General features: G+C 37.1%; 20 protein-coding genes and 3 pseudogenes. 7 read left to right on the top strand and 16 right to left on the bottom strand.

Annotation, left to right across the window (positions count from 1 at the left end):
* Positions 1-125: 125 nt before the first annotated feature.
* Together CKV70_RS02455 and CKV70_RS02450 are read right to left on the bottom strand one after the other, a co-directional pair.
* Positions 126-1826 (bottom strand): oleate hydratase, encoded by a 1701-nt coding sequence (locus tag CKV70_RS02455; protein WP_014600535.1) that lies wholly within the window; start codon positions 1824-1826, stop codon positions 126-128.
* A gap of 109 nt (positions 1827-1935) precedes the next feature.
* Complete coding sequence (locus tag CKV70_RS02450; RefSeq protein ID WP_003733207.1) at positions 1936-2496, bottom strand: TetR/AcrR family transcriptional regulator; 561 nt, start codon at positions 2494-2496, stop codon at positions 1936-1938.
* Between the two features lie 115 nt (positions 2497-2611).
* On the opposite strand from CKV70_RS02450, the pseudogene CKV70_RS14605 reads away from it, so the two are divergent.
* Positions 2612-2746, top strand: a pseudogene (locus CKV70_RS14605) (hypothetical protein); the annotation flags it as partial.
* 75 nt (positions 2747-2821) lie between these two features.
* Here the strand turns inward: CKV70_RS14605 and CKV70_RS02440 are convergent.
* The 4 genes and pseudogenes from CKV70_RS02440 to CKV70_RS14655 all read right to left on the bottom strand — a co-directional run.
* Positions 2822-3181 carry a DUF3139 domain-containing protein gene (locus CKV70_RS02440; RefSeq protein WP_009925059.1) on the bottom strand — a complete coding sequence of 120 codons (360 nt, stop codon included), beginning with the start codon at positions 3179-3181 and terminating at the stop codon, positions 2822-2824.
* 332 nt (positions 3182-3513) lie between these two features.
* Positions 3514-3891, bottom strand: coding sequence for a DUF3139 domain-containing protein (locus CKV70_RS02435; protein ID WP_003721264.1), 378 nt, complete (start codon positions 3889-3891; stop codon positions 3514-3516).
* 299 nt (positions 3892-4190) lie between these two features.
* Positions 4191-4568 carry a DUF3139 domain-containing protein gene (locus tag CKV70_RS02430; RefSeq protein ID WP_014600534.1) on the bottom strand — a complete coding sequence of 126 codons (378 nt, stop codon included), beginning with the start codon at positions 4566-4568 and terminating at the stop codon, positions 4191-4193.
* A 444-nt stretch (positions 4569-5012) separates the two neighbouring features.
* Positions 5013-5114 (bottom strand): annotated as a pseudogene (locus tag CKV70_RS14655) (hypothetical protein); the annotation flags it as partial.
* Positions 5115-5180: 66 nt separating this feature from the next.
* On the opposite strand from CKV70_RS14655, the gene CKV70_RS02420 reads away from it, so the two are divergent.
* Complete coding sequence (locus tag CKV70_RS02420; protein ID WP_014600533.1) at positions 5181-6158, top strand: HD domain-containing protein; 978 nt, start codon at positions 5181-5183, stop codon at positions 6156-6158.
* Between the two features lie 82 nt (positions 6159-6240).
* Here the strand turns inward: CKV70_RS02420 and CKV70_RS02415 are convergent, their stop codons facing one another.
* The 10 genes and pseudogenes from CKV70_RS02415 to CKV70_RS02365 all read right to left on the bottom strand — a co-directional run bounded on the left by CKV70_RS02415 (position 6241) and on the right by CKV70_RS02365 (position 16042).
* On the bottom strand, positions 6241-6483 hold the full coding sequence (locus CKV70_RS02415; protein WP_014600532.1) for a hypothetical protein: 243 nt from the start codon (positions 6481-6483) through the stop codon (positions 6241-6243).
* Positions 6484-6886: 403 nt separating this feature from the next.
* Positions 6887-7234 (bottom strand): hypothetical protein, encoded by a 348-nt coding sequence (locus CKV70_RS02410; RefSeq protein ID WP_014600531.1) that lies wholly within the window; start codon positions 7232-7234, stop codon positions 6887-6889.
* A gap of 309 nt (positions 7235-7543) precedes the next feature.
* Positions 7544-8161, bottom strand: a pseudogene (locus CKV70_RS14645) (hypothetical protein).
* Positions 8162-8900: 739 nt separating this feature from the next.
* Positions 8901-9239: an arsenic metallochaperone ArsD family protein gene (locus CKV70_RS02400; protein ID WP_009925480.1), complete on the bottom strand. Its 339-nt coding sequence runs from the start codon at positions 9237-9239 to the stop codon at positions 8901-8903.
* On the bottom strand, positions 9236-9781 hold the full coding sequence (locus tag CKV70_RS02395; protein WP_014600530.1) for a hypothetical protein: 546 nt from the start codon (positions 9779-9781) through the stop codon (positions 9236-9238). Before CKV70_RS02395 ends, CKV70_RS02400 begins: the two co-directional genes overlap by 4 nt.
* A gap of 24 nt (positions 9782-9805) precedes the next feature.
* The gene (locus CKV70_RS02390; RefSeq protein WP_014600529.1) at positions 9806-10015 is read right to left on the bottom strand and encodes a hypothetical protein; all 210 of its coding nucleotides are present in this window, start codon (positions 10013-10015) and stop codon (positions 9806-9808) included.
* A gap of 370 nt (positions 10016-10385) precedes the next feature.
* On the bottom strand, positions 10386-11936 hold the full coding sequence (locus tag CKV70_RS02380) for a hydantoinase/oxoprolinase N-terminal domain-containing protein (protein WP_014600528.1): 1551 nt from the start codon (positions 11934-11936) through the stop codon (positions 10386-10388).
* Positions 11929-13029, bottom strand: a complete 1101-nt coding sequence (locus CKV70_RS02375) for an S-methyl thiohydantoin desulfurase family protein (RefSeq protein ID WP_003721245.1) — start codon at positions 13027-13029, stop codon at positions 11929-11931. Before CKV70_RS02375 ends, CKV70_RS02380 begins: the two co-directional genes overlap by 8 nt.
* Positions 13030-14313, bottom strand: a complete 1284-nt coding sequence (locus CKV70_RS02370) for a cytosine permease (protein WP_003721244.1) — start codon at positions 14311-14313, stop codon at positions 13030-13032. It abuts the gene before it with no gap.
* A gap of 133 nt (positions 14314-14446) precedes the next feature.
* The gene (locus CKV70_RS02365) at positions 14447-16042 is read right to left on the bottom strand and encodes a PucR family transcriptional regulator (protein WP_014600527.1); all 1596 of its coding nucleotides are present in this window, start codon (positions 16040-16042) and stop codon (positions 14447-14449) included.
* Positions 16043-16197: 155 nt separating this feature from the next.
* Here CKV70_RS02365 and CKV70_RS02360 point away from each other — a divergent pair, with 155 nt between their 5' ends.
* From CKV70_RS02360 to CKV70_RS02340, 5 genes are all read left to right on the top strand, one after another.
* Positions 16198-17145 (top strand): AAA family ATPase, encoded by a 948-nt coding sequence (locus CKV70_RS02360; protein WP_003721242.1) that lies wholly within the window; start codon positions 16198-16200, stop codon positions 17143-17145.
* Positions 17146-17149: 4 nt separating this feature from the next.
* Positions 17150-18298, top strand: coding sequence for a DUF58 domain-containing protein (locus tag CKV70_RS02355; protein ID WP_014600526.1), 1149 nt, complete (start codon positions 17150-17152; stop codon positions 18296-18298).
* Positions 18295-20454, top strand: coding sequence for a transglutaminaseTgpA domain-containing protein (locus CKV70_RS02350; protein ID WP_014600525.1), 2160 nt, complete (start codon positions 18295-18297; stop codon positions 20452-20454). Before CKV70_RS02355 ends, CKV70_RS02350 begins: the two co-directional genes overlap by 4 nt.
* A gap of 116 nt (positions 20455-20570) precedes the next feature.
* The gene (locus CKV70_RS02345; protein WP_014600524.1) at positions 20571-21326 is read left to right on the top strand and encodes a DUF4866 family protein; all 756 of its coding nucleotides are present in this window, start codon (positions 20571-20573) and stop codon (positions 21324-21326) included.
* Between the two features lie 20 nt (positions 21327-21346).
* Positions 21347-22012 carry a YoaK family protein gene (locus CKV70_RS02340; RefSeq protein WP_010989471.1) on the top strand — a complete coding sequence of 222 codons (666 nt, stop codon included), beginning with the start codon at positions 21347-21349 and terminating at the stop codon, positions 22010-22012.
* The last annotated feature ends 29 nt before the right edge of the window (positions 22013-22041 follow it).

Raw genomic sequence — 22041 nt, 5'->3', positions numbered from 1 at the left:
TTTCGTCTATAAAGATTATAGCTGTTTTATGGTTCACAAGCAATGCTATTTCGCAAATATCAGTCGTTTGTCCTGTCTCGCACAAAAAAAGTAGCTATTCTGTCACAAATAGCTACTTTTTCACTTTATCTAAACATGGTTTGGGTTGCTTTCGCTAGCACTTTTGGATCACGATTATGTGGTGTTACTGGACAGATTTTTTTGTCAATATCAAGTAACGTATACACGGCGATTCTAGCAGCGCGAACGGAATATTCTTCGGTGAAAACCATATCTTTTGGAATTTCCACAAATTGGCTAATCATCGCGAAGTTTGTACTGCCCTCCGGAACAACAGCCGGACGATCGCTCATTGCCCGCGGTTCGAATTGCGCGTCAATGTACGGCATATAGCACGGAATTACATTGATTATATCCGCTTTAATTTCTTCAAAATCATCTTGCCAGTTCAAATGACACATTAATTCATATAAAATTTCTTCCCCAGTACATTCTTTCATTGGTTTTTTCACGAAATCACCAACGCGGTCTGGATATAATCCGTAACCCCAGAAAATCGTAGTATTCGCATCTTGCGCTTTAAAATGTGGTTGTGCAGCAACAACCGTACTCATAAGCCAATTGGAATCTTTAAATGTCATAAGCGCGCCACTTCCCGGAATATTTCCAGTGAAGCGTTCGATACGTTTTAATAATTTATCACCATGACAAGTGACGGTAAAGCTTTGCCAATTTGTTTCTTCCTCATGAGCGAAGAATGGCTCTGGATTCCCTAAATTTGGTTTCTTTTGCGCGACTTTATACCAAAGCTCCCCGGAAATTGGTTTTTCTTCTGGTTTCGGTGCTGGCGTATTCATATCGCCGAGTGTCGCACTATCCGTCATACATGCATTCGTCATAATCACGTCATCGTCTGGGCCAAGTTCAATAGTTGATCCATCCGATAAATGAAGTGCTGTCGCTGTAATTCCAGGCGCATCTTTAAAATCGATATCTTCCACCGTTTGATTAATCGTAAAATCAACATGATGTTTATCTAAAAATGTTTTTAAAGGTAAAATCAAGCTTTCGTATTGGTTTAGAGGCGTTCTCGTTACACCTTCCAGCGTATCAATCCGACTAAATTCTAACATCATCCGATTCATATAACGTCTAAATTCAAACAAGCTGCTCCATTTTTGGAAAGCAAAAGTGGTTTGCCACATATACCAAAAATTCGTTTCAAAAAAGTGTTCGTCAAACCAATCACGTATCGTTAAATTATCCAGTTTTTCTTCCGGAGTAGCGAGCAGTTTCGTCATCAACATCCGGTCATTATTATTAAATCCCATCGAATGCGCATCGAGGATATTGCGATCTTTATCAACTAATCTCGCTTGCGCATGGGTTGGATGTAAATGGTCAAAATTCAAAATCTCTTCCGTCACACTAAAGTTCGGCATATCAAGCGACGGAATACTACTAAATAAATCCCAGAAATTTTCATAAGTTTCTTCATTTAACATCCGACCACCGCGACAAACAAAGCCATGTTCCACACTTCCGGCTCCATCATTACTTCCGCCTAAAATATGCATACCTTCAATAATATGAATATTTTTCCCATCAAAATTGGCATCACGAATTAAATAAACAGCGCCCGCCAAACTAGCAATCCCGCCACCGACGAAATACACTTGTTTGTCACCATAATAGCGCGCCTTAATTGCTTCATCCACTGCCTGTTCTTTTTCAGCGGCCTTTTGTTCAGAAATTTTCTTTGCGGCAATACCTGTTCCAATTGCAGCCCCAGTTAGAGCGACTAGCGTACGTTTTTTATTTTTCATCACTATCTCCTCCAATTTCTTGATACAGATAGTATACCGCTTGTCGTTCGCTTTTAATCTGGGCAAAAGAACGCTTATGTCTGGTTTTTAGACAAATTAGCCATATTGTCTAGTTTTCGCGGTACATGCTGTTTGCCAAAAATTCCGTATCCTTTGCAAGTCGAAATAGCTGGTTCGCAATCGTTTCCGGTGCCTCTTTAAAACCACGCGTAATCCATTTAATCAGTACACCCGAGCATCCGTAAGAAAAGAATTCCGCATAAAACACCCGATCTGCCTCGTTCACGGCTCCATTCGTATCAATTTTTTCAAATAAATCCATAAACAGCGAATTCGTTAGTTTTGAAAAGCAAAAAGAAAGAATACTCGCATCCGCGGAAACCGTATTTTTATAGAAATCAGCATTTTCTTTAATCGATTCCAGCATTTTCAGCACATGTTTATCCCAATTTCCAAGCGTAATCCCATCCGCCAAACAATGGAAAAAGTCATTTTCATAGGTCCAAGTAAGCAAATCGTATTTATCTGTAAAATGATAGTAAAAAGTTTGCCGATTAAGCCCACAAATATTCGTAATATCCGCAATACTAATCTTTTCAAACCTCTTATGCTGACAAAGCTCCATCAGCCCACCAGCAATCGCTTTTTTAGTAATGAGTGATTCCGCCATGGCATCCGCCCCGTTTCGTTTGTTTGGGTTAATTGTATCTCAGGTGGGGTTGGAATTGCTAGGGAAAGCATGGGAAAGATTGGTGCTTTATTATCTCCTTGAATGAAAATGACAGATTTTGGTTGAACTAATCCAAAGCTTTTTGGCTTCCCGGCTAGCTCGCGTGCATTAAGGTGTCTCAAGTTATTTAGTAAATTCACTTTGGGACCTTAGCCTGCTTAATCATTCGATTGGCGTGATACTTTTTATGTAGAGCTTATATAAAAGTAATACAAAAAAGTAAGCAGTAGTAGCACTGCTTACTTGAAATGCTTGAGTTTTTGTTTTAATCATTTTGCTCTTGTAGTGGTGGATGCTTCACTTGATCGTCCTCTTGACTCGAGCCATCTTTAAAAACAAGTAGATTAATATGGTAAGGCGTATTCCTTTTACTATTGTAGTTGTATTCATACACTAAATTAGGGTCATCCTTAAACACTATCGTGACATAGTATCCTCCTCTAGTCCAATCTTTTTGAATATCCCTCGTTTTAACTTGTGTTGAATTTATCTTTTGCGCTGCTAAGTAATCATCTACTGCTTCATTTGCTGTATGTTTAGGAATCGCAAACCAATAAACATATCCGATAACATAAAGAATTAACACTAGTCCAATCGTTATCCACCATTTTTTATACTTTTTCATCTAGCTACACTTCCTAAGACATGAGATTTATTTAAAGTATTTAACTTGTTGTGGCTTATATGCTTTCGCAAAATGGATTTTCCGCATTTCCCTAATCAAATACGTTTACTAATAGTTTGGTATTAGATTAGGGAAAGATATTTTATGAAGTATACCCTATTTAGACAATAAAAAATCACCTATTGATTCGTATAAAAGTAAAATGTGATTTATTATAAACCTATAAAAAGAGAAGGCGAAAATGTTCCACCTCTTCTAAAGTTTATTGTTGTTAATAATACACAATTTCTATCAGACTAAATTAGTGAGTTTTTACTCCGCTTAATTTACTGCTACTTCGATTTATTCATCTCTTCCAATTGTTCTTGTAATGATGGGTGTTTCATCTGGTTATCCTCTTGACTTGAGCCATCTTTAAATGCAATTAGGTAAATATGATGAGGATATTCGTATCTTTCATCATAAACATATTCATATTTTAAATCGGAATCATCTTTAAATACTATCGTTGTAAGATAACCACCCATTTTCCAATCTTTCTTTATCACTCTTGTTTCAATTTGACTGGATTTGATTTTTTGTTCTGCTAGATAGTTATCCACTGCTTTATTCGCCGTATGTTTGGGAATTGCAAACCAATAAACATATCCGATAACGCAAAGAATTAACACTATACCAATCGTTATCCACCATTTTTTATACTTTTTCATTCAGCAACACTTCCTAAGACATGAGATTTATTTAAAGTATTTTACTTGTTGTGGCTTATAGGTTTTTGAAAAATGGAGTTTCCGTGTTTCTTGAATCAAATACGTTTAAGAGTTCGATATAAGAGTTAGACAATAATAAATCACCTATTGATTCGTATCAAAGTAAAATGTGATTTATTATACACATATAAAAAGAGGCGGCGAAAATGCTCCGCCTATTCTACAGCTTATTGTTGTTAATAATACACAATTCCTAGCAAACTAAATTAGCGAAGTTTTTAACTCCGCTTAATTTAAAGCTACTTCGATTTATTCATCTCCTTCAATTGTTCTTCTAATGGTGGGTGTTTCATCTCGCCTTCTGTTTGTCCCGAACCATCTTTATAAGCGTCCACAAAAACATGGTAAGGTAAGTCTATTCTTTCATCATAGCTATATTCATACTTTAGATTTGGATCATCTTTAAATATTATCGTTGTAAGATAACCACCCATTTTCCAATCTTTCTTTATCACTCTTGTATCAATTTGACTAGATTTGATTTTTTGTTCTGCTAGATAGTTACCCACTGCTTTATTCGCTGTATTCTTGGGAATCGCAAACCAATAAACATATCCAATAACACTAAGTAGGAATATGATACCTATTGTTATCCACCATTTTTTATACTTTTTCATTTAGCTACACTTCCTAAGGCATGAGATTTATTTAAAGTATTTCACTTGTTGCCTTTTTGAAAAATAATTTGGTAAACAACTAATGAAGGAAATACATGTACTACAGGCTTACTTCCTTTACCACAATAGTTGTTTCTACTAAAACCATAGCATAGAAAATGAATGTATAACCAAAAATGTAATGAAATGTCCGATTCTTATCATGAACGACCCATTTTAGGCGAAAATCAATACATTAAGAATTGATTTACTTAAATTTATGTTCAAAATAACACAAATTGTGTCAATATACATAATTTTATACATTGAAAAATAAAATAAGCCATTTAACCCTTCTAATAAATAACCTATTTCATATAGAACCATAATCCCACGTGTATAAACCGTATTTTTATACACGTGGGATTACTTTATAAAAAATGAATGGAATGTTCCACTATCGCTAACAAGAACTAGGCTTACACTTCCTGAGCTGGTTTTCATTTTATCAAGCGCATCCTCGGTTATTTCAGTAATTTTTTTATAAGCTTTCTCAGCAAAATTGGAAATTCTAGGGAAAACATGGAAAACGTTTGTTCGCTAATATATAATTGAAAAAAAGAGGTGAATATGATGAAAATGACAGACCCGCTGTACGGAACATTTGAAATAGAACCAGTTTTGGCTGAACTAATCCAAAGTCCATTGGTTTCCCGGCTAGCACACGTGCATCAAGGTGGTTCGAGTTATTTAGTAAATCCGCTTTGGGACCTTAGCCGGCTTGATCATTCGATTGGTGTGATGCTTTTTATTAGGAAGTTCGGTGGCTCTTTGGAGGAGCAAATTGCTGGCTTACTGCACGACGTATCGCACACTGTTTTTTCGCATGTGGTGGATTATGCGCTTGATTTTGAAGAGGAAGATTATCATGAGCAGATTTTTGAGGATTTTGTAAAAACTTCGACGATTCCTGCCATTTTAGAGAAGTATGGTTATTCTTTTGAAGGGATTTTTGAGGATATTTCGAAGTGGGAAATTTTGGAGCAAGAAGCCCCGGAGCTTTGTGCTGACCGGATTGATTACACGTTGCAAGATTTGTATCGACATGGGAAAATTAGTTTGGCTGAGGTGGAGGGATTTTTGCAGGCTTTAGTAATGGTGAATGGGCGGCTTTACTTGGCGAATATCTCTTCCGCTGAATGGTTTGTTAAGCAATATTATTCAGAGGTGATTGATTATTTTTATGATCCACTGAATGTTTATAGTTATGAGATTTTGGCTGAAGCAATGCGCATTGCGTTTCAGCAGGAGACGATTACGACCGATGATCTTCGGTTGACTGATGCTGAATTATTGGCTAAATTGAATGCGAATTCAGATGCTCGGGAGAAAATTCAGTTGCTCGCGAGTGCCCATTTGGAAGAAAATGAGGTAGACTTTACTTATCATCATAAGAAGAAAATGCGTTTGATTAATCCGTCTGTTTTGGTGGATGGGCGGCTTATTCCGGCGGATGAGCTTTCAGAAAAAGTACGTGAAATGAATGATTGGGCATCTGAGAGAAGTAAGCACGGCATCTACATAAAAGCAACCAAAAAAAGTAAGCAGTAGTGACACTGCTTACTTGAGAGGTTTGAGTTAACAATACTCCTATTTAGTTTGGAACATCCATCTATTCATATATTTACATCCGTTAGACTAATACAATAATTAAACTTAATAGAACTACTAACACGCCTTCAAATAACATAGTGCTCCAAAGATATTCTTTTTTCTTCACATTTACTATACTTGTTGCTAAGAAGCAGATTAAAAGAATGATGTGAAGCCAAATTGGAAAAGCAATGCCAGTATTATTACTAACCATAGAAATACTCATGTAAATGCATACTATTGTCCAAACGATTAATGTACTTGTTAAAATTATTCTTTTCACTATACTATTACTCCTTAATATGCTTTGGAATTAAAGAACCAATGTCCTACATTTTTTAGTTGTTAATCTATTTTTTGCCTTTAAGTGTACCTATTGCACGTACATCCTGATATTTAAAAGCATATATTTTCTTACCATAGCTTGTTGGAACTAATCCTGTTATGCAATACTGCTTACTTGATAGTCTAAAGTTAATTTACACAGATTAAACACTTTTATTTGAATATACGAGTTCACTTTTTGTATTTCTTATTAAATTCATTGTGTACGTTTGCACATTTTATACAAACATACACTCTTATTTATAATATGTCTTTTTTATCATTTTTATAGTTATAGGTTAATTTTTACTGTTTGTGATTATATTTCCTTATAGGAATTTAAGTACAGCAATAATGTTCTTTTATTGCTCCATCGTTTTAAAATTATTTAGAAATTGAATTCCTTTATTTAATTCTTTCTCAATATCGCTCCATTGACTTGTTTCATCATCATACCAAGAATAGATAATTTTAACTTTTCCATCCATCAAAGAAACTACTTCAAATGAAATATAGCGATATGGGGCATAAGTAGGTTCTTCAACTACAATTTCTGCCATGCATTTGTCATTATCCAGTTCTACAACATAACCGTCTTTTTCATTCTTTATAATTGTTAATTTTATATTATTCTCCTTCAGATTTTCTTTTTTTGAATCTATCAATTGGATTACACTCAAACGAATGCCGCTATATGTATCTTTTGGCATAATTACGTTCCTCTCAAATTTTATGATTCAAGCTAAAGCTTCTAAAGAACGAGTCACTTCTTCTCTAATTTGCTTTTCACTGTAGTAAACATTAGGTGATTTCAAATCTTATTCACTATCAGAGAATCTAGCTGCCATATCAGACACATTCCCTAAAATTGTGTATTCTTCCATAGAAGAAACTCGTCTAAAATACGGAATAACATTTCCATAAAACAGAAAAAGAGAAGACTTTTTCTTCCCCAGTCTAAGACCTTGCTAATCTTTGAGCAAGGTCTTTTAGTTTATACTAGTTTTTTTTATAATGCCCTACCACATTCGTTTAGTCTGTGATGTTTTTTTAACTAGCTTAGTTAAACTAGCATTGGCATAATAATAAGAATCATACTTATAAAATTGATAACCACTAGTACGATATTGTTTCACTCTAACATATAATGTTTTCGCCCCCATTGATCGAGCAGCATCAATAATTGCAACTATTCCAAAGATTGGACCTGTAATTGGCATGAATGATAGAATCCCCAATGCAAGACTTCTCATATTACCTTGTGTGGTTGTATTATACTTAGTTGTTTGAACATATATCCATTTAGAAGCTTTCAGTAACCGAGGCTAAGTGGCGATATTTATGCCATCTTCAATGTCTAAAGGAGGTGCTTCTAGTTCAAGCTCATTATCTACATAAACGTTACCTTCTTCATCCCTATGTACATTTTCTATTGTACCATCATCAGATGTAATTACCCCGTTTTCTTCGTCGTTCATTTCAATTTTTACAGTTTCGCCCGTCTTCTTATCTTCAATAACTAAAGTATTACCCGTTTGGGTTGCTATAAAATTTTCTCCGTCATATGATTCAGTAGGAGTGTTCTCTGTTTCTGATGCATAAGTTGCCAGTGGCAGAACCGAAAGAGACATTAACATAACTGGTGCTAGTACTATAATGATTTTTTTCATGGTTATCTCGCTCCCTTATTATGTTTTTTTAGACAGATACTTATTATACAAAAACCAATTGAATAATGTACCTAACAACAAAAGTATCCCTGCAACCCATATAAAGCTTTGATTCATATAGACATATGAAACATATAGGCCAACAATAACTAGAATAAGAATCCCGAAAAACACACCAATAATAATTTTTTTCATTTTATCCATCTCCTTTACCTAAAAGCACGACATCCCACGCTACAATACTTTTGTTTTTTTCTTAAAGTACTTCAACTATATATGTATCCGCTTACATTAGAAATGTTACAATAATGTTACTAATATGTCAAGTTGATATAATCACAAATGAATTCCTGAAAGATTTCTTTATTAAATCATTTGCCCATCAATTTAAATTTAATTCTTCATAATTTGCTTCCAATCCGCCACATTACTCAAAGCAATCATTGATTCTTCGTTATCAGTATTGATTTTAAGCAATTGTTTATTTAATTTCCACTTTAGTATAACTATACTATTAAATCATTGACACCTAAATTTACAAAATTAAATTCTTTATACTAGCTATTTTCCATTGTCTATTTTGGGTATACTCTTTTTTACACTTTATGTATTTGTTAAAATGAACCATATAAATTATAATAGTTAAACTAAAAAAAGCACCAAAAGGAGACGTTAAATTCCAGCGCTCCTTTTGATGCTTTTATTGTTAATAATTACCGTCTGTTTCCTGCGTACTTATACCTATATCCAATATATCCCCTATTTCTTTATTCGACAAAAATTGACCTTTTTTAATTAATTTCCCATTCAGTATGACTATCGGAAGTTTTGTTAAACCTTCTTTTTCTAGAACTTCTCTTACTAGGTCATTATCCATAAAAGGTTGTATGTTTTCATCGTAAAAAAATAAATTAATATCAGCAGTTTTTTCTTTTAAGAAAACATAATTATCTTTGAATTGTTGTGTAGATATACTTTTAAACACTTCAATTTCTACTTCATCTTCTTTAAAATTACTCAGACAATAATAGTTTAATTCTATCATCTACCTAAAGTTTCACCTCCGGCTTTTGCTGAAATTGTTCCTATTCCCATTCTTGTATAATATTGAGTGCTTACACTACATGCAAAGTATTTTTTCTTTCCTGTATAATCAAAGTAAATTCCTCCACCATAGGCTTTAGGAGCTTTATGTGGGATAACTGAAGATGTTTTTCTTTTTGTTCCATAGGTTAATTGTGTGTTTAGTTCCAAAAAGCCGGCTTTGGAAGCTGTAATAACATAAATTGTATAACCTTTTGTCGCATTTACCTTTTTTGTTGATGCAGTCAGATTGATTGCATTAATAGACATAACTCCCGCTTTAAAAGGCGTTTCAATAATTGTTGTTTGTTGGTACTCTTCTTCCTCAGAGAATCCTTTACTTTCTAAATAAGACTTTTCTGTACTAGATAAAGAACTGAATTCTACTTCCTTATTTGCCTTATCTACTCCTATGGTAGATTCATCGGCTTTTACTCCTTGTGGAGAACTGATACCTATGCTAATCAACATTAAACTTACAAAGAGCTTTGATAGTAATTTCATTATGTTATCTCTTTTTTTATGTATTTACTTTTCTTGGACATTCGTAGACTGATAATATTTATTCTCTTCTGAAAACCCTAGTGACTCAATAATAGATTGCGTTTTTTTATCCAAATTTTGAAATTTAGTAGGCTCACTATTCTTTATAATTGTACTAGCCTCACTAGAAGTCCCCATCATTGAAATAAAAAGCAATCCAATAATTAATAATCCTCCCCACTTTAGCTTTTTCATTTTTCCACCCCCTTTGAAAAAATTATAGCATATAAACAAAATGTATAACCAAAAATGTAATGAAATGTCCAATTCTTGTCATGAACGACCTATTTTGGACTAAAATCAATACATTAAGAATTGATTTATTTGAATCCATATTCAAAACAACACAAATCGAGTCAACACGCATAATTTTATACATTGAAAAATAAACCAAGCCATTAAATCGTTCTAATAAATAACCTATTTCAAATAGAACTAAAATCCCATGTGTATAAAATGCATTTTTATACACATGAGACTACGTTATAAAAAACAGACTGGAAATAAAGTAATTTCTTACTTTATCTCTAGTCTGAAGTCAGCAATGCTCCACTATTTACTCTTCTTAAACCAAATTCCCCACAACTTTCACGCGCAATCTGGTTGCATTACCCGGATGATACGCTAATGGGATTTCTTCCACTTCCACCACTTCAATCGAGTCAGTCACTGCGCCGGCTAGAGTTGCTTGTTCTCTCGCCTTTTGCTCGGCATCTTGGAGCGCTTCTTCCCGCTCGATTTGCGAATAGATGTAGATTTGTTCGTATTGTCCACTGATTTGGGAAATGGATGCGCCGATTGCGTTGGCGACTGGGCCGTTTTTGTCGCGGAAAATTTGTGCGACACCAGAGATTTCGTCTGGAATAATCACGCTACCACCGCCAACAAGCACTAGGCTTACACTCCCCGAACTGGTTTTCATTTTATCAATCGCATCTTCGGTCATGTCAGCGATTTTTTTATAGGCTTTTTCGGCAAAATCGGTTGGGATATGTGCAACTAATTCAGGGTTACCGATTTCAGCCACCCCTAGTCGAACCGCGATGTCGGTAGTGGTCATCGTTTTACCGCCGAAAACTAGTGCTTCTTCGGAAATACGGTAGCCAACGCTATCTGGTCCGATTGTTATGTCGCCATCTTTTTCGCGAACGATACTTCCTCCACCAAGTCCGATGGAAATAATATCTGGCATTCTAAAATTAGTCCGCACTCCACCAACATCAACCGCAAGCGAGGACTCTCTAGGAAAACCATCCGTCAGCACTCCAATATCAGAAGTCGTGCCACCAACATCGAGAACCATCGCGTCTTTAAGTCCCGCCAAGTAGGATGCGCCGCGGATACTGTTCGTTGGTCCACAAGCAATTGTCAAAATCGGGAATTGTCTTGCATAGTTTAGTGACATTAAAGTCCCGTCGTTTTGGCAAAGATAGATTTCAGCGTGTGCAATTCCTTCTTGTTCTAGTGCTTTTTCAAAACCATCACTCGTTGCCGCAATAACTTTGAAAAGAGCTGCGTTTAAAATCGTCGCGTTTTCGCGTTCAATCAATCCAACAGAACCTACGGAAGAGGAAATCGAAACCGGAATATTCGCGCCAAGTTCTTCTTCAATAATTTTTTGAACAGCTAATTCTTGATCGTTTTTCAGGGAAGAAAAGACGCCAACAACTGCGACCGATTCCACTTCACCTTTCCAACTAGCTAAGGTTTCACGGATTTCTGCTTCGTTGATTTCTGATAACACCTGACCATCGTACTCATAGCCGCCACCTGTTAATTTATATTTCCCAGACAAGAAGCCAACCATGTCTTCCGGCCATGCTGTATATGGTAAAACGGATGCTGTTGCAGGATAGCCTAAACGAAGAACGCCAACTTTTGCTAATTTTTTACGTTCCACAATTGCGTTCGTACACTGCGTTGTTCCAAGCATGGCATGGGTTACTTTCGAGCGATCAATGCCCGTTTCGCTCAATACGCGATGAAGTGACTCAGTAATTCCTGTTTCAATATCTTCACTCGTTGGCATTTTTACACTATGAATGAGTTGTTGATTTTCATCTAAAATAACGGCATCGGTGTTTGTACCACCAACGTCAATTCCAATTTTATACATGACGGCGTTCCTCCTTTTTAACAAGTTCTTCTAGTGGTTCAAAATCGACATCGTAGCCGAAATAGCGCGGTCCAACTGTTTCGATACCTTTGTCCGTTCTCCAAGCATCATCAGCTGGTAGTGCCATGACACGGACACGTTTTCCGTATTTGAGCGCTTCCGTCGTTACCGGCATCAGCGTTTCAAGGTCTACCATACAAATTAAATCTGGTGTAATTGCTATCGGTTCGCCATTTTTCTCCGCAACAAGGTTTTCGTTTTGGAAATGAACAATGACTTCGCTATTCGTGTCTTTGTTTAGCCCGTCGATTTTCACACGACCAAAGTTGAAGCCTGCACGCGTTTCCCGAACAACATCGGTAATTTTCCCTTCGAATAAATGATAACCGTGCGTTACATCTAATAATTTTTGTAGTTTTTCTGCTTCGTCCATCGAAGTTTCGCGGATTACTTTGCCGATTTCTTCAGATAGCGTCACGATATTTTTAATACTACTTTGCTTGATTTGCGCGCCGTTACACGGATACAGGCTCACAAGAGAACTCGCGCCCATTTCGACCGTTGTCACACGTGCAAGTCGTTCGGTCCATTTATTATCAATTGTTTCCATGATGCCAATATTGCCTTTTTCATCGGTGATAGCCATTGGTGTTGCGGAAATCCCGTCTAGATGGAACGTCACCATTTGTAGTTCTGGAAAAGCTCGGCCCATGCCGTCGCAGTCCACCATTGGCAAGCCTAGTTGAGCTGCCACAACGATTGGAATCATTGAGTTTACCCCGCCAGCTTCCATTGGAAATGTTCCTTTTACTTCTTTGCCTACATATCTACCTAACTTTTCAAATACACGAACGAATTCGTCGCCTTTAGGAAATTTTTCAATGAGTACAGATGGCGCCCCCATCATCGCGGCTGGAATGAAATAATCATCATCCGCAATTTCTTCTGGGGATAAAAGTTTAATTGGTCCATGTTTTTTAATTGCAGTTAATGCCATCATCTTGCCTATATATGGATCTCCGCCGCCACCAGTGCCAAGAAACGCAGCACCAATCGCGATATTTTCAATAGCTTGTTCATCTAAATAACGCATTTATTTTCCCTCCAAGTTTTCTACATTGTTCGTTTTTCCGCTCAGCACTTTTGCTCCGACCAAGTAAACAGCAAGTGACAAGATAATGCCGATTAAAGGTTGATTTGGTAATTGTGGTAATGCTGGGAAAAATGTCAAAATGACTGGAATTCCTGCGATTACTGCTCCAACTAACCAAGAAGTTACCCCAAGCCAGTTTACACCCGGTACTGGAGCCCATTTAGACTTATCGCCTTTTTGAACGATCCAGTAAGAAGCAATCATCACTCCTGCAACAGGTGGCACCATCGCCGAAAGCACGGACATAATCGGAACAAAATGGTTCAAAATTCCGATAACCGCTAGAACTGTTCCCAGTCCGCCGGCAATCGCTACAGCCACTTTATGATATTTTTCTGAGATATTGAATACATTAATAATTGCGATACCACCGGAAAAAGCGTTGACCGCATTGGTAGTCCATGCCGCAAGTATCAGACCGATAATTCCAAGAACTGGTAAGCCTAGATTGGTGAATACTACGGAGATATCAGCTGTTCCTGCCGTAAGAGCAAGAATCGCTCCGACTGCAATCATAAGCACACCTGATGGTAAAATCCCAACAATAGCTGCTTTTACAACATCTTTGCGCGATTTCGTATACTGAGAATAATCGCCAGCAATAACCGCACCAAGCGCAAAAGAACCAATGGTGATAGCAAGTCCCGTCATAAACGACATACTGCCTGCTGGTTTGTAATTTTCTACAACCGCAAGTCCGCCATTGTTTAAAGAAACGACTAGCCCATAAATACACACAAAAAGTAAAATCGGAACTGCAATATAATTTAAAATACTCAAAATACGAATACCATAAATAGCCGAAAGTAACATGATAACTCCCCAAATCAAGGAAGATACTGGCACTGGAAGATTAATTCCATAAATGCCTAGAAACTGTGAAAATGCTGCGCCACATACATTGGCTTGAATACCAAACCATCCTAGACAAGCAATTGCTAAAAGAATGGATATGATTTTTTTCGACCCTTGTTCTCCAAAAACTTGTGAAGCTACACTAACTGCCGGAATGCCTAAATCACTACTTTGCATTCCTTGATATATCATAAATACAACAATAACGCCGTATCCTAAAAGTGCTATTAAAATTGCTTCCCATAAAGGCATACCTGAAATTAAGGTTCCTCCAACTAGTAGACTCGGTACACAAATCATTGCTCCGGTCCATACAAATGCTAAACTCTGCCAGGATTGCGCTTGCTCCACTGTTTTCTTCTCTGTCATTATGTTCCGCCCCTTTTTCTTGAATTTGTTATATTAATGACTAATTATATAAGAACTAGCTATCATTTGTATTTATCAGAATTGAAAAAAAATAGCGCAATCTTTGTCACTTTGGACAAAAAATGCACTATTTTCACTTATTATTGTTATTTCCGCCAAGCAAACGCCGAATCGCCACTGCTAAATAGAGATTGTAGGACTCTGGAATTTTTGTCGCCGGATATTGCAACAACTCATTAATCCGTTGAATTCGATATTTAATCGTGTTTTTATGCAGGAATAGTAATTCAGCCGCTTGATTATAATTGGATTCACCTTCCAGTAAAAATACAGACAGCGTTTCAATTAATTCATCATTATCCTCTAAAGACTTTAGTGGCCTCATTTGTTCTGCAATTGCTAACTCTCCCCGATCTACTATTTCCACACATTTTGCCGCAAAATCAATTTCTTGAAGAGAATAAATGGACTTGTTCGCATAAATTGCATTTGCTGCATTTTTATATTCATTAACGAGCGAATAAGCACTTTGTACATCTGACGTTTGCTCCATTCCTTGGCAAACGGTAATTTTCAAGTCTATCCCATGTTCTTTCATCATCATCGCAAACTCATTTGCTGTATGCGTCCGGTCTCGCTGTCCCACTGAATTATCAAGCAAAACAACGATATTGTCTTCAAATAAATCAATTAAAGAAACTTGGAAGTGACTAGCTACAAAACTTTTCAGTTCAGCTAAAACTTGCTCATTGTTACGAATTTCTTCGGTTTTCACAAGCCACATCCATTTAATAGAAGAAACATCCACATTTAAAATCTTACCAAGTCGTCGCATTTTAACACTTTCATCATTTAAAATGGCTTTCATCAGTTCAGCCGTACTAATTTCGACATAGTTTCTGCCCCATAAATTCATAAATACTTGGACTACTTCGGTAATTTGCATGACTACATCGGCCGTTAATGCGCCTTTTTCTTTCATCATAAATAAGTGCATTGCTTGCATACCATCTTGAAAAATCGGCTTTCTGGCCGTATAAAAATCACGTTCATCTAAATGGAGTTGTACAAGCTCATGTTCACCGATTTGTTTAGATGCCTCAATTATCCGTTCAAAATCCCAGTGGCGCGTTCGTGGCCAAGTGATAGAATTAATTACTTGGAAAGAATTATCCGTTAAAACGAGCGAAGAATGCGTTCTATCAGACAAAATTTTCAGCGTCGTATCAATATTTCGTTGCGGCGGTCGCACACTCGAAATCTGTTCTAATGACTCGGTTACAAAGTTAGTATCTGTCATTTCTTGCTTCACAATCGCTTCGACTACTTCATAAATCACTTCGCTATATCTAAGTGACATCTCGTTTTCTGGCATAACAATAATGGTAAAATCAAGTTCATTTGCAAAATCAATCAGCTTTTGATCAATTTTCGGCACAAAAATCCCAACATAGTAAAGAATTAAAGCAACTTCCCCAACCTTATGTAATCGCTCAATCGTGCGACACTGCGCCTCGACATCCTCACGAATATTCACAAAAGCAGATACAACAATTTCACTGCCATAAAATTCATCATTATCAAATAAATCATCTTCCAAAAGAGCTACTTCTGTGTATTCTAAAACAGAAATAGATGAAACTAGCTTAGATAATCCAGATTTTCCGGAGACTACTCTCGCTTCTTTTAAAGATGGTAATTTCATTAAATCTGCCAATTTTACGCTCAAAGTTCGCCACCTCCAGTTATTCTAAGTGTAAACAATCTCCTAGAAAAAGTCCATGCCACGTTAAATCTTTTACATTCAAGGCCTATTATAGTAGCATTGAACCATGAATAAACATATTCAGATTAAAAACATAAGAAAAGAAACGGAGGCAAATTATGTCTATAGAGCCATCCATTAAAATAGAAGAAATTATTAATGAAGTTGAAAAAGTAATCGTCGGCAAACGACATGTTGTTAAATTAAGCTTAACTGCCCTACTTGCGGGTGGTCACGTATTATTAGAAGATGTTCCTGGTGTTGGTAAAACGATGATGGTCCGCACCCTTTCTAAAACAATTGGTGTTTCCTTTAAACGAATTCAATTTACACCAGATTTACTTCCAGCAGATGTGACGGGGGTTTCGATTTTCAATCCTGAAACGCGTGATTTTGAATTCCGTCCAGGTCCTGTCATGGGAAATATTGTTCTTGCGGATGAAATTAACCGTACTGCGCCTCGAACTCAAGCTGCTTTACTTGAAGGTATGGCTGAGAACAGTGTGACAGTAGATGGTATTACGCGCAAACTTGCCAACCCATTTTTCGTTATGGCGACACAAAATCCGATTGAATATGAAGGAACGTACGCCCTTCCCGAAGCACAATTAGACCGTTTTTTGCTTAAAATTAATATTGGTTACCCGACAGTCGAGGAAGAAATGCAGCTGCTTACATTAAAACAATACCAGGATCCACTTGACCAAACACAGCAAGTGGTGACACTCAGCGAATTACTGGACCTAAAAAATAAAGCAAAACAAGTTTTTATAGATGATGTTTTAAAAAATTATATTATTCGCTTAGTTGACGCGACTCGAAAACACCCTTCTGTTGCCCTCGGAATTAGTCCACGTGGCTCGCTCGCTTTCATGCAGGCCGCTCAAGCTTTTGCGCTTATTGAAGGTCGAGATTATGTGATTCCTGATGATATTCAGTATTTAGCACCGTATATTTTCACCCATCGTCTTATTTTGAAGTCCGAAGCTTATTATAATGAGGAAACAGCCGAATCCATTATTGCTTCTATTTTGAAAAACACGTCAGTTCCGGTAGAGAAGAGGTAGCTAAATGTTGAAAAAACGCCTCCTGTTAGCATCTCGGTGGATTATTATGCTAATTATTTACGCTGGACTTTGGACGTATACGTTATTTCAAGGTGATACAGCTAGTTGGTTTTTAACCTATTTCTTTAGTTTTATCTTGTTACTTTTATTTTTATCCTCGATTTATCCACTAAAAGCGTGGAAAGTGAATCGGAGCTTTGTTAAAAATACCTATCATGATGGCGATTTAATTGATATGCAAGTATCATTCACTCGAAAATCGCGTTATCCGGTGGGTTATTTGCTATTCCAACAAAAAATACCCGCTACCTTTGGCAAAGTGAGGGCTCGCCAACAAGTAGTTTATCCGCTTTTTAAAAAGCAATTCACGGTCACACTAGCTGGATTTGTAGGCGTTCGTGGGATTCATTCATTTCCGCCAGTGGATGTAGAAACTAGTGATGCTTTCGGTTTGTTGGAACGTTCGCGCCAACTATCTTCCGAAAAATCGCTCACTATTTATCCAACCTATTTTCCCAATGTGCTAGAAAAAATCAGTGATGCTTCTCCAGAAAACGAACGCAATGCCGCTTATTGGACGCTTAAGAAAAACAGCAATTTGCACAGTTTGCGCGAATTTTCTTCAGGCGACCGGATTTCCCTTATCGACTGGAAATCCTCTGCTAAAAGTGACCAACTGATGACGCGAGAGTTTGAAAATAGTGCTACATCGCGGTTATCCGTCATTTTTTATGGAGCAAGCCATCCCAATTTCGAATTATCCCTTCGAGCAGCTTACTCGTTCATACGCAAAATCTCTGAAGAAAATGGAGAAATTCGCGTCACACTTTTAGGTGATCAAACGAGTAAATTTGCTCCAGCGAAAGGTACTAGTAGGCTTCAAGATATTTCAACAGCTTTCGCAGAAATCGCACCAGTAGATAGTTTAACACTGCAAGAATCGCTTGATAGTAATTTACGTTCCGGCGAGAAAATCCTTCTGTTCACACCATGTATGGATACGATGTTAATGCAAAAAGTGACTCGTTTAACGGATAACAAACAGCTCCAAATCATTACTTTCCAATCAGAGCATTCTAAAGCGATGGATGCTCCAGCGATTTTCCTTGAGCAAGCCAGTCTTTTAAGCAGATGGGAGCGTGAAACTAAATGAAAAGGTATTTAACGCTCGTCATGCTATTCATTCTATCTGTTTTGCTTATCTCTGAGTGGATTTATCCATTCGCTGAGCTGACCGAACTCTCTACAGCAAACTGGATTATTTTGTTTATAACCCTTTCACTCGGTAGTTTTTTCCTCCGTTTGAAATATTATTGGACGATTCCGCTTCATGTCGTAATGATTATCATCGTTTCAGGAATTTACTATGCTAAAGGTGGTATTCTGGCAGGGAATTGGCTTGGTTCTTTTTTCCAAATTACCTTTAATGGATTTAGAGATATGGTACAGTTTCGCTCGTCCGATATTTCTATGGACTTTATTTTAATCGTTTTTTTAATTGCTTTATGGCTTTTGAGTTATATTACTACGTATAGTATTTTGCGCAAACAGCGGATTATGAGCGTTTTAGTTTTAACTGTTGCTTATTTAGCGGTTATTAATACCTTTACAGATTATAACAGTAATTGGGCCATCGTCCGAACTGTATTAGAAGGATTTTTATTACTTCATCTTGCACTGGCAAGTCGGATTGCAGCGCCAAATAGAATTAGCGCGGACTCCTTGAAACGTAATGGTTTGTTTTATCATATTTTTGTGATTTTATTACTGGCCGCATTTGTTTTTAGTTCGTTAATGCTTCCGAAAAAAGCACCAATTTTCCCTGATCCAATACCAACGATAAAAAATGCGCTTGGAATTAATACAACGCGCACGGTTGGTTATAGTGAAGACGACACAACGCTTGGTGGTGCTCTCAAAAAGGATAATGCTACTGTATTCACGGCCCGGGCGGAAAAAGGGCACTACTGGCGTGTAGAATCGAAAACGGTCTATACTGGCACCGGCTGGGCAAATGCAAATTCCGGGGATGTCATATCCTTCTCTTCCGGTGATAATTTTCCTATTCAACTCACAGAAAAAACAACTGGTGCTACAAACACGGCTGAAATCAGTTTTGCTTCTTCTAGTGATTACATGCCTTATCCATATGGGACGCAAGCAGTTAATGGCGCAGTGGACTCGTTCAGTGCCAATTTAACCATTGAGCGAGTTGGACCTGTGGATACAATCAAGAATTACACGGTTCAATTAAAAACACCCGTTTATAATATTGAAAAAATGCAGAATGCTGACTTTAGCACACTTTCTAACGCTTTTGTTTCCCAATATACACAAACACCAAAAGACTTACCAGACCGGGTGACAAAACTGGCGAATAAAGTAACTAAAGACGCTGATTCAATTTACGACAAAACGAAAGCAATCGAAAGCTATTTAAGCACTTCTGGCACATTTACTTATAGTACAGATGATGCGAAAGAAACGCCTATGGGAGCAGATTATGTCGATCAATTTTTATTTGAAACGCAAATTGGGTATTGTGATAACTTTTCTACTTCCATGGTAGTCATGCTTCGATCGCTTGGGATTCCAGCAAGATGGGCCAAGGGCTACACACCTGGTGAGGGTGAGAAAAAAGAAAATGATGCTAAAACGACTTACACAATCACAAATAACAATGCCCATTCTTGGCCGGAAGTATTTTTCCCAGGTACTGGATGGGTTCCATTTGAGCCAACAGCAACATTCTCCAATCCCGAAAATTTCCAAGAACCAACAACAGAAACAGCTAATAAACCTGAAACACCTAATGATAGTACAAGTACACCGGAAACGCCAAATACACCTGATAAAACGCCAGAACAAGATAACGGCAGCAGCTCCACTGGTGAAACACCGAAAAAAGAAGAACCTAAAACAGAAACAGCGACCTCTAATGTCGAAATTCCGTCTTGGGTTTGGTGGATTCCTGCTGGACTAGTTGTGGCACTGCTTGCACTAGCTATTGTATTTAGGCGCAGAATCCGTGGCTATTTATTGCTTCGTTCTCTGAGAAATAGTCCGGAATTTGGCAAAACCTATCATAGACTCATGAAATTACTTGCTTCTTATGGTTATGTCCGCGAATCGAGTGAAACGTTACGTCACTTTGGCACCAGAGTGGATGCTGAATTAACAACGACAGAATTTTCGCGACTAACGAAAATGTATGAAGCGCAAGTTTATAGTAATAACTTAACGGAAAAAGTGATAACTGCGGAAGAAACGCAGCTTGTGCAACAAGTTATAGCTCGATTAACTAAATAAACAGAGAAAAAGCGCCTAAGAAAATATTCACGGCGCTTTTTCTTATGTAATATTTTTATCTTTTCTTCGTAAATATGCGATAATATTAACATGAATAAATTAAAGGAGACTTGAAAATGACAACTATTTTCCCAAAAGAACAAAATGTCACTCCCCTTTTCGAACAGATATTGGCTAATCCAACAGCTTGCAGACGTTTCAAAGATGTATTTCTTGATAATTTAGAGAGCTATCAAGAGACGCGCGGTTTTGAAAAAGATGATACCCTTTTTGCCAAAATTATTTTGTCGGCTTATAGGCAAAGTGATGTAAGTGCCTTGTTGTTAGGTGTTTGCGGGAGAACACTATTCGAACTTCTCAGACAAGCTTTTCTTATTCCCAAAAAATTAACCGTGGATAATCCGTTCTTTTTAACAGATAAAGAAGGTAATTTTATAGCCAAGAAGGACGATATTTCTAACCGCGAACAGGAGAAATTTCAAGAGATTTATCAATCGGATTTGCATCATGCTGAAACAACGATTTTCTTAGTAGATGATGATGATATCGTTCATTCCTACGAGCCAGATTTTTCGATTTCTACCAAACGTATCAATAAAAAAAGAGGGATACTAGTGCTTTACTCCCTTCCAAATACTTTAAAACTAGAAATGACTGAATCCGAAGTCTATGCGTTTATTTGGAAAACTTTCTTGCATATACAGGAAATCATTCCATCCAGCCGAATTTTCTATGGACAAGAAACATCAGAAAATGCAGATGAACTTGGCGTATTTCTTCCAATTCACCATTTTGAGAAAAAAATGCTGCAAAATATCGAGCAAGTTAATGAGCTAGTTGACGCTCTTCGCGAACAAATGGTTAATAAATAAGACAAAAAGGATGAAAAATCATGGCAAGAACTAGACAAATTTCAGAATCAATCGGGTTGGGGCTGTTACTTGCACTGGCTGGCGGATTTATGGATGCTTACTCTTACATTGAAAGAGGCCAGGTATTCGCTAATGCGCAGACTGGGAATATACTTTTATTTGGAATTAATATTTCAGAGGGGAACTGGGCTATCGCTATTCAATATTTTTGGCCGGTTGTCTCTTTTACGGTCGGAATCGCATTATCTGAAGTGATTCATCGGCGCGATATTAGGCGTCTTCACTGGCGCCAGCTTTCTGTCTTGATAGAAGCGGTAATTTTGATTGGGGTCGCATTTATTCCACTTGATCATAATCTGATTGCCAATTCACTCATATCTTTCGTATGTGGTATTCAGGTAGAAAGTTTCCGAAAAATGCATGGTAGAGGGGTTGCGACGACGATGTGCATAGGGAATTTGCGAAGTGCTACGCAAAACTTATGTGATTATTTCGAGTACAAGGAAAAACAATATCTTCACAATAGTTTCTTGTATTTTTCGGTTATTCTTAGTTTTATTATTGGCGCCGTAGTGGGGAATTTCTTTATCCAGCTATTTGCTCAATATGCCATTCTCGTTTGTGCATTTTTACAGCTTATCGCCTTTATGATGATGTTTATTGATAGAGAAAGCAAGATTATCTAAAAAAATGCCAACAAAATGATTTCTCACTT

It is taken from the genome of Listeria monocytogenes (genome assembly GCF_900187225.1).
Lineage (GTDB): Bacteria > Bacillota > Bacilli > Lactobacillales > Listeriaceae > Listeria > Listeria monocytogenes.
Note: the sequence above shows the minus strand (reverse complement) of the source record. Positions and strands in the feature narration are given on the sequence as shown.